Origin of the sequence: Stenotrophomonas sp. I18B00994 (assembly GCF_014145825.1) — a bacterium.
Taxonomy (GTDB): Bacteria; Pseudomonadota; Gammaproteobacteria; order Xanthomonadales; family Xanthomonadaceae; genus Stenotrophomonas; species Stenotrophomonas maltophilia.
Window position 1 is genome coordinate 1 of sequence record NZ_JACIUW010000017.1, and the last position, 14,873, is coordinate 14,873.

The 14,873-nt window shown below is 67.7% G+C and carries 9 protein-coding genes, 1 pseudogene and 1 riboswitch; of the genes and pseudogenes, 1 reads left to right on the forward strand and 9 read right to left on the reverse strand.

Going from position 1 to position 14,873, the window contains the following annotated elements:
- Nucleotides 1-211: 211 nt before the first annotated feature.
- The 7 genes from pnuC to H4O10_RS16700 form a co-directional block, all read right to left on the reverse strand.
- Entirely contained in the window at nucleotides 212-781 is a 570-nt protein-coding gene (gene pnuC, locus H4O10_RS16670; RefSeq protein ID WP_005407614.1) for a nicotinamide riboside transporter PnuC, read from the reverse strand.
- A gap of 8 nt (nucleotides 782-789) precedes the next feature.
- A complete protein-coding gene (locus tag H4O10_RS16675) occupies nucleotides 790-2,979 on the reverse strand; it encodes a TonB-dependent siderophore receptor (RefSeq protein ID WP_033835101.1) in 2,190 nt (729 codons plus the stop codon).
- Nucleotides 2,980-3,049: 70 nt separating this feature from the next.
- Nucleotides 3,050-3,145: riboswitch (TPP riboswitch) on the reverse strand.
- A gap of 43 nt (nucleotides 3,146-3,188) precedes the next feature.
- On the reverse strand, nucleotides 3,189-4,313 hold the full coding sequence (locus H4O10_RS16680; RefSeq protein WP_033835102.1) for a phosphotransferase: 1,125 nt from the start codon (nucleotides 4,311-4,313) through the stop codon (nucleotides 3,189-3,191).
- Nucleotides 4,314-4,438: 125 nt separating this feature from the next.
- A complete protein-coding gene (locus tag H4O10_RS16685) occupies nucleotides 4,439-4,846 on the reverse strand; it encodes a glycine zipper 2TM domain-containing protein (RefSeq protein WP_014645533.1) in 408 nt (135 codons plus the stop codon).
- A 245-nt stretch (nucleotides 4,847-5,091) separates the two neighbouring features.
- Complete coding sequence (locus tag H4O10_RS16690) at nucleotides 5,092-7,083, reverse strand: peptidoglycan-binding protein (protein WP_033835107.1); 1,992 nt, start codon at nucleotides 7,081-7,083, stop codon at nucleotides 5,092-5,094.
- A 112-nt stretch (nucleotides 7,084-7,195) separates the two neighbouring features.
- Complete coding sequence (locus H4O10_RS16695) at nucleotides 7,196-7,966, reverse strand: hypothetical protein (protein WP_033835103.1); 771 nt, start codon at nucleotides 7,964-7,966, stop codon at nucleotides 7,196-7,198.
- A gap of 378 nt (nucleotides 7,967-8,344) precedes the next feature.
- On the reverse strand, nucleotides 8,345-8,983 hold the full coding sequence (locus H4O10_RS16700; RefSeq protein ID WP_005407620.1) for a response regulator transcription factor: 639 nt from the start codon (nucleotides 8,981-8,983) through the stop codon (nucleotides 8,345-8,347).
- 75 nt (nucleotides 8,984-9,058) lie between these two features.
- Here H4O10_RS16700 and H4O10_RS16705 point away from each other — a divergent pair, with 75 nt between their 5' ends.
- Complete coding sequence (locus tag H4O10_RS16705) at nucleotides 9,059-12,658, forward strand: transporter substrate-binding domain-containing protein (protein WP_049402843.1); 3,600 nt, start codon at nucleotides 9,059-9,061, stop codon at nucleotides 12,656-12,658.
- On the opposite strand, the pseudogene H4O10_RS22425 reads toward H4O10_RS16705, so the two are convergent.
- Both H4O10_RS22425 and H4O10_RS16715 read right to left on the reverse strand, forming a co-directional pair.
- A pseudogene (locus tag H4O10_RS22425) lies at nucleotides 12,652-13,052 on the reverse strand (c-type cytochrome). The gene H4O10_RS16705 and the pseudogene H4O10_RS22425 overlap by 7 nt on opposite strands.
- A gap of 65 nt (nucleotides 13,053-13,117) precedes the next feature.
- A complete protein-coding gene (locus H4O10_RS16715; RefSeq protein ID WP_049455009.1) occupies nucleotides 13,118-14,794 on the reverse strand; it encodes an electron transfer flavoprotein-ubiquinone oxidoreductase in 1,677 nt (558 codons plus the stop codon).
- Between the last annotated feature and the right edge of the window lie 79 nt (nucleotides 14,795-14,873).

Genomic DNA, 14,873 nt, shown 5'->3' on the forward strand with positions numbered 1-14,873 from the left:
AATCCGGCGTGGGGACCCAAGCTACTTCTCGGTCGCAAGACCTGGATCCACACGGTCGCCCACGCCGGGCTCTCGGCACCCAAGGTGCCAGATTGGCAAGAGATAAGATCCACGCCATGCGTGGATGTTCTGGGTAGATGCCGACCTTGGTCGGCACGCACGCCAACCAAGGTTGGCGACTACCGGTAGCCCAGCCACGCATGGCGTGGCCCTACCGGGTTGCCACCTGTGGCTCGCGAGCGGCGGCGCTCCATGCGCGCAGGCCGAACACGGCCAGGCCGAGGAAGAACACGTACAGCGCGGCGGTCACGTGCAGCGACTTGAACAGGTACGCACCCACATAGACCACGTCCACTGCGATCCATACCCACCAGCAGGCCACGTGGCGGCGGGCCTGCCACCATTGCCCGACCAGGCTCAGACCGGTCAGCAGCGCATCCAACCACGGCAGGGCAGCGTCGGTGAAGCTGTGCATGGCTGCACCCAGCGCCACGCCACCGCACAGGCCGATGGCCAGGTCGCGCAGCAGCGTGCCGCGTGCCAGCGGCACGATGCGGATGCTGCCCTCATCGGCGGCATGCTGTCGCCAGTTGAGCCAGCCATAGACCAGGAAACCACCGAAGGCGATCTGCAGCAGGGTGTCCGAGTACAGCTTGGCCTCGGCGAACACCAGGCCATACAGCGCCACCGACAGCAGGCCCACCGGCCACGCCGCCAGCCGGCGCCGGGCCATCAGCCAGACGCCGAGGATGCTGCATAGTGCGGCGGTCCACTCGAGCATCACGCCGCTCACAGCGCGAACGTCACCGACAGGCGGGCCTGTCGCGGTGCGCCGGGGAACAGGTAGTAGTCACCGCCGCTGCTGCCGGTATCGCGCCAGTAGAAGCGGTTGAACACGTTGTCCACCGACAGGTTCCAGGTCACTGTGCGCTCGCGCAGGCGATGCTGGAAACGCAGGCCAGCGTCGAACACTGAATAGTCGGGTGCGCGCACGCCACCGTCGGCGCGGGCCACGTTGGCACCGGCATAGCGCCAGCCGCCGGTCACGTCCAGGCCTTGCACGAACGGCAGCGCATAGGCCAGGTGCACGCTGGCGCGCACCTTCGGCACGTTCACCAGCTGATGGCCTTCATAGGACGGCGTGCCGGTGTCGCGCGCGCGCGCCTGCAGCACGCTGGCGCTGGCCACGATCTGCAGCGCATCGGTCAGCTGGCCGTTGGCGGTCAGCTCCAGGCCGGTGTGGGTCTGCGTGCCTTCCTCGACGAAGGTGTAGCCGACGTCGCTGCTGTCCGGCTTGGCGTACTGGTACGGCTGCGAAATGCGGAACACGGCCGCGCCCAGGGTCAGCGCTTCGACCGGCACGTACTTCACGCCCACTTCCAGCTGCCGCGACTGCACCGACGGCAGGAAGGTGTCGGCGTTGCTGGTCCAGAACGGCGCTTCCTGGCCCAGCGAAATGCCGCGCACGTAGCTGGCATAGGCATTGAGCTGGTCGGTGGCCTTCCACACCACCGCGGTCTGCGGCAGGAAGCGCGACAGGCGGCTGTGCCGCTGCAGGGTGCCACGCTTGTCGTAGGCGCGCTCATCGAGGCGCACGAAGCGGCCACCGGCCAGCCACTGCCAGTCGTCACCGAAGCTCACCCGGTCCAGCGCGAAGAACGCGGTCTGGCGGCTGTCCAGGCGACGTGCGGATGGGCCCGGCATCTTCGGCGATGGCGCGAACACCGGCACCGGTGCCTCGTGGATGTTGCTGGTACCGACGTACTCGTTGACGCTCGGGCGCTTGTCCACGGTGCGGCGGAAGTAGTCGGCGCCGACGGTCAGCTGGTGACCGACGCTGCCGGTCTCGAAGCGGCCGCGCAGTTCGGCACGGGCCTGCTGGTTGCGGCGGGTGTCGTCCGGGCTGCGGTAGTCGTAGATGTCATAGTCGCCGTTGGGTGCGAAGTAGTTGCCTGGCACGCTGCCATCGGCACATTGCGCGGCGTAGTAGCAGCCGTAGGCGAAGGCGACGTTGTCATCGATCACCGAACGGCTGTGGCCGACCGATACACGTGATTGCCAGGCGTCGTTGAAGTCGTAGGTATGCAGCGCGGTGATGTTGGTGCTGGCGATATCCACCGGGCGCTGCCACGGCTGGTAGCCGAGCAGATGCTCGCGGTCGACACCGCGCGGCAGGTCACGCGCGCCCAGCAGCTGGTAGCCGGACACCGAGCGCTGCGAGCTGGTCTGGTAGTTGGCATCCACTTCCAGCTTGCCGCGCTCGCCGATCAGCCAGTCGGCGGCCAGCGAGTAGAAGTTGCGGCGGCCATCGGCGTGCTCGACGTAGGAATTGCTGGAATCCCATGCGGCATTCAGGCGGACGCCGAAGCGCGGGGTGATCCAGTGGCCGACATCGACGGCAACGTAGCGCGAGCCTTCCGAATCGGTGCCGAGCGTGGCGGTGCGCACTTCCGCCGGGCGCTTGCCGATGTAATTGATGATTCCGCCCGGCGCCATCACGCCTGCCGCCAGGCCGGCTTCACCCTTGAGGATCTCCACCGACTGCACGTTCTCCAGCGCCAGGCGTTGTTCGCCGGCGATGGACAGCCCGTTGAAGCGGTAGCCGGTGGCCGCGTCCAGTGCGAAGCCTCGGATGGCGATGTTCTGGTAGTAGCCCACCGGCGCGTAGGCATCACCCAGCGAGGCATCGTTGCTGGCCAGCTCGGACAGCGAACGTACCTGGCGACCGTCGAGGTAATCGCGCTCGAGCACGTTCATCGACGCGGGCGTGTCCTTCCAGCTGCCGCCACCGAAGGCATTCACGCGCGAGGTATCGGCCTTCGGTTTGCCGGCCTGCACGCGCACCGCCGCCAGTTCGGTCGGCGAGCGCTCGGCGCCGGTGGCAGCCGCATCGGGGGACGTTTCGGCCTCGCTGGCGTGCAGCGGCAGCGCGGCGCAGAGGGCGAGGCAGAGCAGGGTGGGGCGCAGGCAGCGGTTCATTCGGTTCGTCTTCGGACAACAAGGGAGACGAAGCGACGGCGCGCAGGTGCACCGGCCCATGACGGGGGTGTGGCTGCGGCTCAAAGCTCCCTACGCCGGTGCAAACCGGATCAGGTTCCAAGGGACTCTCTCAGCCTGGCAGATCCAGGCACCCCCGCTTCAGGTGACCATTTCACTACAAATGGTACGGATTTGCGAGCCGGCGTCCTTCAGGCTGCCGCGTGCAGCGCGTTGAGCAGTGCCTGCCCCGGGGCGGTATGGAACCACGCCGGATGGCCGAGCATGAAGGGCTGCCACGCCACATCGGCATTGGCGGTCGAGCCGGTGACGCCCTCGAAATACTCCACTTCGGACAGTGCGAAGTCGAAATGGACCATCGGCAGCAGGTCGGCCAGCAGGTGCACGCGTGCCGCCGACAGCGGCAGCACCTGGCGGTAGCCGTCGAGCAGGGCCAGCGCAATATCGATGCGCACCGCCTCCATGCCGCGCTCCAGTTCCAGCCACGCCACCGCGTTGCGCTCGATCGCCGTGGCGAGGTCGAACAGCGCACTGGTGGGCGAGGCCAGGCCGAAATCCAGCACGGTACTGATCTGCCCATCGCGCCACAGCAGGTTGGAAACGTGCCAGTCGTTGTGCGCCCACAACCGTGGCTCATCGCGCAGGCGCTCGGCCAGGCCGGCATGCCACGGCAGCACGTCGCGCTGCAACTGCGCTTCCCATGGAATGCGCGCGAGATAGCGGGCCAGCCCGGGACGCTCGTGCAGCCCTGCCTTGATGGCCGCGATCGGATCGTCAGCACGGATCAGATCGTCGCGCGCGACCAGCACATGGGTGCTGCGTTGGGGCGCGTGGTAGCTGGCGGCGGCCCGGTGCAGCTGCGCGAGTGTGCGCCCGGCTTCGCGGGCCTGCGCGACATCGGTCAGCAGCGACCACGACACGGCGTCGCGGTACAGGTCCTCGCCGACGCCGATCGCATGCAGCTCGAACGTCCATTCGCCATGTTCGGCCGCAGTGTGGCCATCGGCCGCTGGCAGCACCTGCACCACCGGTACGCCCGCTGCGGCGAGATGGGCGATGAAGCGATGCTCTTCTTCCAGGCAGGCCGTGCTGCGCACGCTGTGGTGGTGGCGCTTGATGAACACCGCGCCTTCCACGCCGTTGACGATGGCGGCAGCCGACAGCGGCCGCGGGCTGTGCCAGCGCGGTTCGCTGCGCTCGTCCAGCTGCGGGTAGTGCTGGCGCAGCCACGCGATGTCCGCCGCGCTGATCGGTGGCCAGTCGGCAGCGACCTCGTCGTTGTTGAGGCCCTGCACGCGGTGGGAGGAAGAAGTCATGCCGCAGCCCCAGTGGGGAAAGTCACATCCAAGGCTGCGCATTCAACGCCATGCACGCGGCCAACGCAAACGGGCGGGTCATCGACCCGCCCGTCCGTGCATCGGCATGGGAGATGCCGCGCTGCTTACCAGCCGCGATGGCGACCGCGGTCGTGGTAGTAGCGGTTGTCGTAGTAGCGCTCGCGCTGCCAGCGACGGTCATCACCGCGGTCGTAGTAGCCGCTGCGGTAGTAGCCACGGTCGTAACGGCGATCGTAGCGGTCGTCGTAACGGCGATTGTCGTAGTAACGGCGGTCGCGGCGGTCGGAGGTGGTCAGGTTGCCGATCGCGCCGCCGGCCACGGCGCCGCCGACGGTGGCAGCGGGATCGCCGTTGGAGAGCAGGTTGCCGGCCACGCCACCGACCACGGCGCCGACCAGGGTGCGCTTGTCCTTCCTCGACATCGCGCTGGCATCGCTGACCACGGCGACACCGGCAACCAGTGCCAGGGCCATCGCCAGACCACGGAAGCTGAGTGTGGAAGTACTGAGCATGTTCGTTCTCCTGTGAGGTGCATGCCACGCTGGGCAGGGAGGGCGCGGGCGCCCCGGCTGCCGTGGAGACCACGCTGACGTTCCAACATTGCCGGAACATTGCCTGGTCCACCGTGCGGCTTGCGCATTCATCTAGCGGCAGGCGGCATGAAGCAAGGCTGAAAGCGGCCTCGGCCGCTCAGCTGGCAGAAAGGGAAAAGGCCACGCGGACGTGGCCCTCCCTTCTCTGCCAAGGCGTTGCGGGCTTAGATGCCCATCGCCTTCTGTGCCTGCCGGGCCTGCTCCTGCTGGGCGTCCTGCTGCTGGTGCAGCACGTTAGGCGCGCCCTGCACGGCACCGCTGCTGAGCGCGATGCTCTGCTCGCTGGCGGCTCGGGCCTCCACCGCCACGCGGCTGGCCGCCGGGTCACCGATCGTGCCCTGCACGGCAAACAGGCGTTCACCGTTCGGGCTGGGCACCACCGTGTCGATGCGCTGCAGGCCGGCGGCATGCGCCTCCTTGGTCAGGGCCGCCGCGGCGCTTTCCAGCGCGTGGCGATCCTTGAAGGTGCCGGCCGGCAACAGTTCCAGACCCTTGCTGGCCTGGATGAAGAGCGGATTGCGCGGGTGCCGTTCGTCGTTCAGCAGCGGGCGCTCGCGGGCTTCCTTGATGGCCTCCAGCGTCTTCGCCCCGACAATGCCGTCGGCCACCAGGCCGTTGTCCTTCTGCAGCTGGCGCACCGCCGCGTCGGTGTTGCGGCCGAAGCGGCCATCCTCGACCAGCGGCTTGCCGTCGGCACCGACGTAGCCGAGGTGGCCCAGCTGCTCCTGCACCTTGCGCACGCCCTCGCTGTGCGCGCCCTGCTTGTACAGTTCGGCGTGCGGCGTGGCAGCGGCCTTGTGCTCGGCGGCAGGCTTGCCCTGGGCCTGCTCGTGCGACGGGGTGCGGTTTTCCAGCAGGTCGCGCGCCTTGGACAGCGGATCGGAGGCGTACAGCTTCCAGTTCGGGTGGTCCTTCACCTGCTTGAGGTAGTCCTCGACCGGCATGGTGTGCACGCCCTTGCTGCCGGTGGACTGGCTGATCAGCAGCTTGTCGGTGGTGGGGTCGCGCACCACCATCACGATGTGGTCGATGCCGTTCCAGTGCTCGTGGCGGGTCCTGGCCGTATCCAGGCCGATGATCATGCCTTCCTTCAGCGCACCGGGCTTGAGGATCGCGTCGCGGTCAAGCAGCACGCCGGACTGGTCGAATGCCTTGCGCACGATGCCGCCGGAACCCAGGTTGCCCAGGTCGATGCGATCGGCCTTGCTGAAGACCGCATGCCCGGCCTTCTGGTTGATCTCGTCCATGGTGCGGTTCTGCAGCGTGCCGACCCAGCCGGAGCAGTCGATGTAACCCTGCTCCACGTTCTTGCCGGTCTTGCCCGGTACGTACAGCGCGTGACCCGGAATGTTGATGGCGTACTTCACGTGGTCGTACTTCACGCCGGCCTCGTAGGCGGCCTGCAGTTCGATGCCCGGCTTCGGTGTGGCAGCCGCCGCTGCGGTTGCCGCCAGCGTGGCTGCACCCGCCGCCACGGCTGCGCTGGCCTGTGCAGGCGCGGCCGGGGCCTGGCCCTGGCCCTGCGCCACCGCCTGCGGTTCGATGTTCTTTTCCGGAATGCTGATCGCCGCGTACTTGTGGATGTAGTAGCTGGAGAACGTCCGCGCCAGGTCGCCATCGTTCATGCCGCGCATCTCGGCCAGGGTGTGGCCGGTCAGCGCCTTCGCGTCGGAACCGATCTGGTTCAGCACGTTGCGGCGCATGTTGATCTCTTCGCCGTGGCCGTTGCGGACCACGCCGAAGGTGCCGGTGGCAATCGCGGTCTGCACCGAGCCATAGCCGGCGCTGCCCTGCTGGTGGGCCAGGTACAGGTCCAGGCCGGTCGGCGTACTGCCTCCGGACAGGTACGGGTGGCCGGTGCGCTCGTTGCGGCGTGCCATCGAGTCCAGGTTGTCCTGGTACATCTTTGCGGCCGCTTCGGTGTTGCGGGTCGGGTCGAACTCGTGGCCGGTCAGGTGGTACTGGCGCGCGGAGCCGGGCACGAACTGGAACAGGCCCTTGGCGCCGGACGAGGTATTGTGGGCGCGCTCGTTGAAGGTGCCGCCGGTCTCGATGTGCGCGAAGCGCATGAAGTCATCGACCGGAAGGCCTTTCTGCCGGGCGACCTGCTCGACGATGTCCAGAACTTCCTTTCTGCTGTAGTCATGCTGTGCCATGACGTTTTCCTCGGGGTTGATGGAGCGGCGCATGCCGCGAATCGCCAACCGGACTCATCCGTGAGTCAAGAACATGTCGGTCAACAGGAAACCCGCGCGTGGGCGGGTGCTATCAGGGCGCGACGTACTGCTGGGTCGCGCTGTCGAAGGTGTAGTGCACGGCGTCGCCGGCGCCCAGCTCACGGGTCTTGCCGGGGCCTTCGATGGTGGTGCCCTTGAAGGTCACGGTCAGTCGCGGCAGGCCGCTGCCGTCGGCAGCGAAGGCCAGTTCGCCATCGCTGTCGGTGCAGGGCATCACGTTGCCTTCGTCGCAGGCGGCGCTGTTGTCCTCGCCCGTACGCACCGAGCCGACATAGCGCCAGACCTTGCTGTCCACGTCGTCTTCGCTGCGCTTGGGGTTGAACAGCAGCAGCGCATAGCCGGTGCTGCTGATGCCGCGGTCGAAGCTGCTGGTCGGCACCGCCAGCAGCAGGCGACCGTCGGCGGTGCGATGTTCAAGCGGCTTGCGCCGGGTATCGACATCGTCGGCCTTGTCGTACGCGCCCAGCGCGCCGATGGTCCATTCTTGGCCACGGAACTTCCATGGCTTCTTGGCGTCGGCGCCGGCCAGCACGAAAGTGGCCTCGGCGAGGTTGGCGCGATCATCCGGGCCAGCCGGCGACTGCTCGCCCGGCTTGCCGTAGTGCTCGCGGGTATCCCAGGAGAAACCCGTGTAATACGTGGTGCCATCGAGGGTGAAGGTGTGGCCGAACCAGAAGGTCGCCACGCTGCCGTTCTGGACCTCGTAGGAGGTCGCGCCATCACCGTCCACCTGGTAGGTGAAATACATCACGGTCGGCGCGTCGGGCGGGGTGACGGCGGTGTCGGGAGAGGTGTTCTGCATCGGGGCAACATCCTGTCGGGGCGCATCGGCAGCCTGCACGGGGGCGCCAGGCTGGGAGGACGAGGGGGCCGGATCGGCGGCGCTGCAGGCCGCAGCGGAAAGAGAGACGAGCAGGCACGCCGCGAATGCGCGCAGGGGCCGCAACGGCAGGGTCCAACATGGCTCGGGGGGGGGATGCATGCGCCTCTCCATGGTCAGCGTTGCCGGGCCAGACGGCCGGCAGGAAACCGCACCCCATCCACCTGGGACGGGAGCGAGGACATGAGCCGGCCGATTCCTTCGACCTCGCATTGAAAACCCATGCCGGGTCATCTTGGCACAGAACGGCGGCCGGTCAAAGAGGGCGGTGACAGATGCCCTCACAGTGTGATCTGGTTCTCAGATCTTGCCGTCGCGCAGGTAGTCGAACAGTTCGGCGTCGCCCTTCAGGCCCAATTTGAGCATGGCGTCGCCTTTCTGCCGGCTGATGGTGCTGACGCTCTTGTGCAGCTGCAGCGAGATCTCCTTCACCGTCATGCCGGTGCCGAGCAGCCGCAGCACTTCCACCTCGCGTGGCGACAAAGGCTTGCCGTCGCCCTCGCGCATGCGCCAGCTGCCCGCAGCCTCGACCCGCTCACGCAGGCTCCGGCTGATGTAGGGCTGGCCCCGATAGACCGCCTGGATGGCCTGCGGCAGTTCGTCCATCGACGAGCTCTTGTCGACCAGGCCGAGCACGCCGCTGTCGAGCACCATGCGCAGGATCGCCAGGTTGTTGGAGACGCTGAGCATCAGCACCGGCAGGTCGGGGAAGCGGCGGCGGATCATGCCGATCATGGCGAAGCCGTCGGCCTGTGGACTGCCCGGCATGGAATAGTCGGTCACCAGCAGGTCGCAGGGTTGGCTGCCGAGCAGGGCCATCAGCGCCTGCGCGCTGTCAGCCTCGCCGACCACGCGGCCGACCCCGCTCGATTCGATGACGGCGCGGGTACCGATACGGACCACAGGGTGGTCGTCTGCGATGATGATGCGCAAGCTCATTGCTCTAGTATGGCCACCGGGCAAGCCGGGCCGCGACCATCGCGGCCCTGTCAGGATTCTAGGAGATCGACGCCGATGCGTAGCTGGGCTGTTCGCGGGCTGGTCCTGCTGCTGGCCGTGCTGGTGCTGCCCGTGGCGCTGGCACAGGCAGTGCCTGGGCTGTTGCCGCTCAGTCCCCTGCAGCGCGAGTACCTCGCCGCCCACCCAAGCATCGTCGTGGGGCAGTATGACAGCGGCTGGCCACCATTCGAGTCACTCCGTGATGGCCAGCAGGTGGGTCTGGGTCCGGATTATCTGTCGCTTCTTGCCCGTCAGTTGGGTGTGAAGGTCGAGGCCCGTCGTTTTCCGGATTGGACCTCCGTGCTGGATGCGGCATGTCGTGGCGAGATCGATGTGGTGATGAATGTCGGTCTGAGTGCCGACCGCACCCGCTGCATGGTCTATACCGCCGCCTATGGCGAGGCACCGCTGGCCCTGGTGGGCCGCCCCGACGACCTGCGTGCCTCGGACAATCCCGATCTGGATGGACTGCGGGTGGTGATCGAGCAGGATTTCCTGACCGGCCCGCAGGTGCGCGCGCGTTTTCCACAGGCCCGTCAGCTTGTCGCAAACAGCTCGTTGGCGGCACTCGAGATGGTCAGAGACGACAAAGCTGATGTCTATATCGGCAATGCCTATGTCGCCACCGAACTGATCGCCACCCAGCGCCTGCAGGGCGTGGTGCTGCTGCGGCCGAGCGATCTGCCTCCCGAACGCCTGCACTTCGGTGTACCCAACAGCAAGCAGCCGCTGGCAGAAGCGTTGGATCTGGCCCTGGCTGCGACCAGCCAGGCCCAGCGCGATGCCCTGGTGCAGCGCTGGCTGCCGCCACCGCAGTGGTCGGCATCGGCGCAGATGGCGCTGAGCCGGGCCGAGAAGCGGGTGCTGGAACAGCCGTTGAAGATCGGTTTCGCACCGAACGCGGCGCCGCTGTCGTTCACCGACGAGCAGGGCAAGCCCAGCGGCCTGGCCAGTGAGTACCTGCGCCGTCTGATGCAGGCCGGCGCCAACCTGCAGCCGGAGAGCAGCCACGACTGGTATGAGGTGCGCGAGAAGGCCCGCCGTGGCGAGCTGCAGGCGGTGATGGGAATTCCGGCCGATTCGCGCTACCTGGGGCCGGATTGGGTGTTCAGCCAGCCCTTCATCAGTGTGCCGAACGTGATCGTCAGCCGCGTCGACAGCCCAGCCCTGCTGGGCATGTCGGACCTGCAGGGCAAGCGCGTGCTGCTGTCCGATCCCGAGCGTGTGCGGGGCTACGTGCTGCAGCAGGCACCGCAGGCCCGGATCATGGCGGCACGCAGTGCGGAACAGGCGATGCAGCGGCTGCTTGATGGCGAGGCCGATGCCTACGTGGGCAATCTGGCGGTGGTCGACTACCTGCTGCGCAGTCGTTTCCCCGGCCGCCTGCAGGTCGCTGCACCGGCGGGCTTCAACGATCAGCTGGTGCTGGCGGTGGAGCGGCGGCATGCCGCACTGGCGACCACCTTCGATCGCCTGCTGCTGCAGATGACGCCGCGCAAGCATGAGGCGCTGCGTGGCGACTGGCTGGCGGTGGAGTATCGCAATGGCGTTGACTGGAAAAGCGCACTGCACTGGGGCCTGCCACTGCTGGTGGTGCTGCTGACCGCGTTGTTGGTGCATGGCATCGGCTACTGGCGCCTGCGCCGCGAAGTGACCAGTCGGCGTCATCTGGAACAGCGACTGGCCGAGGTCACCGACAACCTGCCTGCGGTGGTCTACCAGGCACGCCGCGACGCCGATGGCGTGCTCAGCTTCCCGTTCATCGCCGGTGATCTGCAGGCGTTGTTCGGAATCAGCCGGCAGCAGGCCGAGCAGGACGCCAGGACGCTGCTGGAACGCATTGAGGAAGACGATCGCGCACACATCCTGCAGGCCGTCGAACAGGCCGCGCGCCAGTTCGCGCCGCTGATCCTCGAGTTCCGCCTGCGCGCCGAGGGCGAAGGCGCGCGCTGGGTGCGCAGCCAGGCCCATCCGTATGCCGCAGAAGCCGGTGCGGTGACCTGGAGTGGCTACTGGGTGGATGTGAGCGAAGCGCGTGCACAGGCCGACGCCCTGGTCACGGCCAAGGCCGAGGCCGAGCAGGCGGCGGAAGCGAAGTCGCGCTTCCTGGCGACCATGAGCCATGAAATCCGCACGCCGATGAGTGGCGTGCTGGGCATGCTGGAAGTGCTGGCGCATTCGCCGCTGGACATCGAACAGCAGCGCATCCTGGGGGTGATCGAGGACTCGGCGCAGATGCTGCGGCAGATCCTGGACGACATCCTCGACTACTCACGGCTGGAGGCTGGCGCACTGCGCCTTGAGCCGGTGCCGCAGCCGCTGCGGCCGTTGCTGGAGAGCGTGTGCCGCCTGCTCTCCGCACAGGCCAGTGCACGTGGGTTGGCGCTGCACGTGCAGATTGACCCGCAGCTGGCGCCGGCCCACGAAGTGGATGGCGTACGCCTGCGCCAGATCGTGTTCAACCTGCTCAGCAACGCCATCAAGTTCACCGCGCAGGGCGAGGTTCGCCTGCAGCTGGAGGTGCTGGGGCCGACCAGCGAGGAGGGGGCTCAGCCGCTGTGCCTGAGTGTCACCGATACCGGCATCGGCATTGCACCGGAACAACTGCAGCACCTGTTCGCGCCGTTCACCCAGGCCGGTGCCTACATCCAGCGAGACCACGGTGGCACCGGGTTGGGCTTGAGCATCTGCCAGCGTCTGGTGCAGATGATGGACGGCGAGCTGGCGTTGCACAGTACGCTGGGCGAGGGCACCCGCGCCGAGGTGCGGCTGTCGCTGGTGGAGGCCGGTAGTGGCGATGTCGAGGCCCTGGTGGCCGAGCAGGATCAGGTGGCGCTGCTGCCTGCGCCGCTGCGCGAGGCACGGGTGCTGGTGATCGAGGACCATCCGACCAACCAGGCGATGATGGCCTGGCGCCTGCAGCAGCTGGGCGTGCCGCACGTGATTGTCGGTGACGGCCAGCAGGGACTGGATCGGCTGTCGTCGGAGAGCTTCGATCTGGTGATCACTGACTGCCGGATGCCGGTGCTGGATGGCTTTGGCTTCACCCGGCTGCTGCGCGAACGCGAGGGACGCACCGGGCAACCCCGGCTGGCCGTGCTGGCGCTGACCGCCAGCGTGCTGGACGACGATGCGCGTCGTTGCCGTGAAGCCGGCATGGATGAGGTGCTGGCCAAGCCATTGTCATTGGCGACGCTGCGCGCGGCACTGCTGCGCTGGTTGCCGCAGGCGCAGGGGCAACGGTTCGAGGAGCCCCTGGCCGAGTCCGCTGCCGTCGATGACAGGACGCTGCCCGATCTGGACAGCCTGCAGCGGCGCTTCGGCTCACGTGCGGTGGCCGAGCGGTTGCGCGACAGCCTGCTGCAGGCCAGTGCAGGTGACCTGGCCGCTGTGCAGCGCGCGCTGGAGGCCGGCGACCGTGAGGCTGCCGCGCTGCACCTGCATCGCCAGGCCGGTGGCTTGGGCGCGGTGGGAGCGACGGTGCTGGCTGCGCAGGCCAATGCCCTGGTCGAACGCCTGCAGGATGCGGCCGAGACCGATCCGGAGCCGTTGTTCACCGCGGTGGCGGCATTCGTGGCGCGGCTGCAACAGCAGTTGCAGCGCCTGGCTCACTGAGCCGACTGCTGATGCAGGTAGGCGATCACCAGCGCACGGCGTTCGGCGCTGGGGAAGGCGTTGTACATGCGTGTGCCCGGTACAACATGGGTGGGTGACTGCAGGAACGCATCCAGGGTCTGCGCGGACCAGGTGATGTCGGCGCGGCGCATGCCGTCGGAATAGCCGTAGTCGGGCAGGCTGCCGGCGCGACGGCCGATCACGCCGTGCAGGTTCGGGCCGAAGCGGTGGATGCCCCCGGGCTGCACGTGTGGCAGCCGGCACACAACTCGAACGCGCGTTGCATGGCCTGCTGCTGCGCCTGTTCCGGCGTGGCGGGCGCTGCAGGCGGGCGCTGGCAGGCCGTGGCCGCCAGGGCCACGGCAACAGCGATGAGCAGGAATGATGCACGCATGGGCGGGCAGGATAGCGGTGCGCGGCAAGCGACGGGCTGCGACACGCGGTCGCAGCCCGTGGCGTTCACATGCCCGAGTAGTTCGGGCCGCCGCCGCCCTGCGGGGTCACCCACACGATGTTCTGGGTGGGGTCCTTGATGTCGCAGGTCTTGCAGTGCACGCAGTTCTGCGCGTTGATCTGCAGTCGCGCGCTGTCGGCTTCGCCGACGAACTCGTACACGCCGGCCGGGCAGTAGCGCGCTTCCGGGCCTGCGTACTCGGCCAGGTTCACCTTCACCGGAATGCTCGGGTCCTTCAGCGTCAGGTGGCTGGGCTGGTTCTCGTCGTGGTTGGTGCTGCTCAGGAACACCGAGCTGAGTCGATCGAAGGTCAGCACGCCATCCGGCTTCGGGTAGGCGATGCGGGTGTGCTTGGCCGCCGGTTCCAGGCAGGCGTGGTCGGGTTGGGTGCGGTGCAGGGTCCACGGCGGGTTGCGCACGCCCAGCTTGGGAAGCAGCCACTGCTCCACGCCGGTCATCAGCGTGGCCACGGTCTGGCCCTTCTTGAACCACTGCTTGAAGTTCTTGGCCTGCTGCAGTTCGGTGAACAGCCAGCTGGCTTCGAACGCCGTCGGATAGGCACTCAGTTCATCGTGCTGGCGGTCGGCGGCCAGTGCATCGAACGCGGCGTCGGCGCACAGCATGCCGGTCTTGATCGCGGCGTGGCTGCCCTTGATGCGGCTGGCGTTGAGGTAGCCGGCCTCGCAGCCGACCAGCGCGCCACCGGGGAACACCGTCTTCGGCAGCGACAACAGGCCACCGGCGGTGATCGCACGCGCGCCGTAACCGATGCGGGTGCCACCCTCCAGGTGCTTGCGGATGGAAGGATGGGTCTTGAAACGCTGGAACTCTTCAAACGGGCTCAGCCACGGGTTCCTGTAGTCCAGGCCGACCACGTAGCCGATGGCGACCTTGCCGCCGTCGGCGTGGTACAGGAACGCGCCGCCGTAGGTGTCGCTGTCCAGCGGCCAGCCGGCGGCATGCACCACCAGGCCCGGCTCATGCTTGGCCGGGTCGATCTGCCACAGTTCCTTGATGCCGATGCCGTAGGCCTGCGGGTCCTTGCCTTCGTCCAGCTTGTAGCGGGCGATCAGCTGGCGACCGAGGTGGCCGCGTGCGCCTTCGGCGAAGATCGTGTACCTGGCGTGCAGCGCCATGCCGCGCTCGAAGGCCGGGCCGATGCTGCCGTCCTTCTCGATGCCCATGTCGCCGGTCGCTACGCCGATCACTTCACCGTTGTCGCCATACAGCACCTCGGCGGCGGCAAAGCCCGGGAAGATCGCCACTTCCAGCGCCTCGGCCTGCTGCGCCAGCCAGCGGGTCACTTCGCCCAGGCTGATGATGTAGTTGCCTTCGTTGTGGAAGCACTCCGGCAGCAGCGCGTTGGGCGTGCTGCGTGCGCCGGTTTCGCTGAGGAACAGGAATTCGTCGCGGGTGACCTTCTGCTTCAGCGGTGCGCCACGCTCGGCCCAGTCCGGGAACAGTTCGGCCAGCGCGCGCGGATCCATCACCGCGCCGGACAGCACGTGCGCGCCTGGTTCGGACCCCTTCTCCAGCACGCACACCGACAACTCGCGGCCGGCTTCGATCGCGCGCTGGCGCAGGCGGATCGCGGTGGCCAGGCCGGCGGGGCCGGCGCCGACGATCACCACGTCGAATTCCATTACTTCACGCGGGGGCAGGGCGTTGGCTTCAGCGCTCATCGATTGCATGACTCGTGGGTAGGGCCGGCATCGGGGCCACCGGCGGTGCCTGGGAATCGCGCGTGCAGCCACGGGCGAA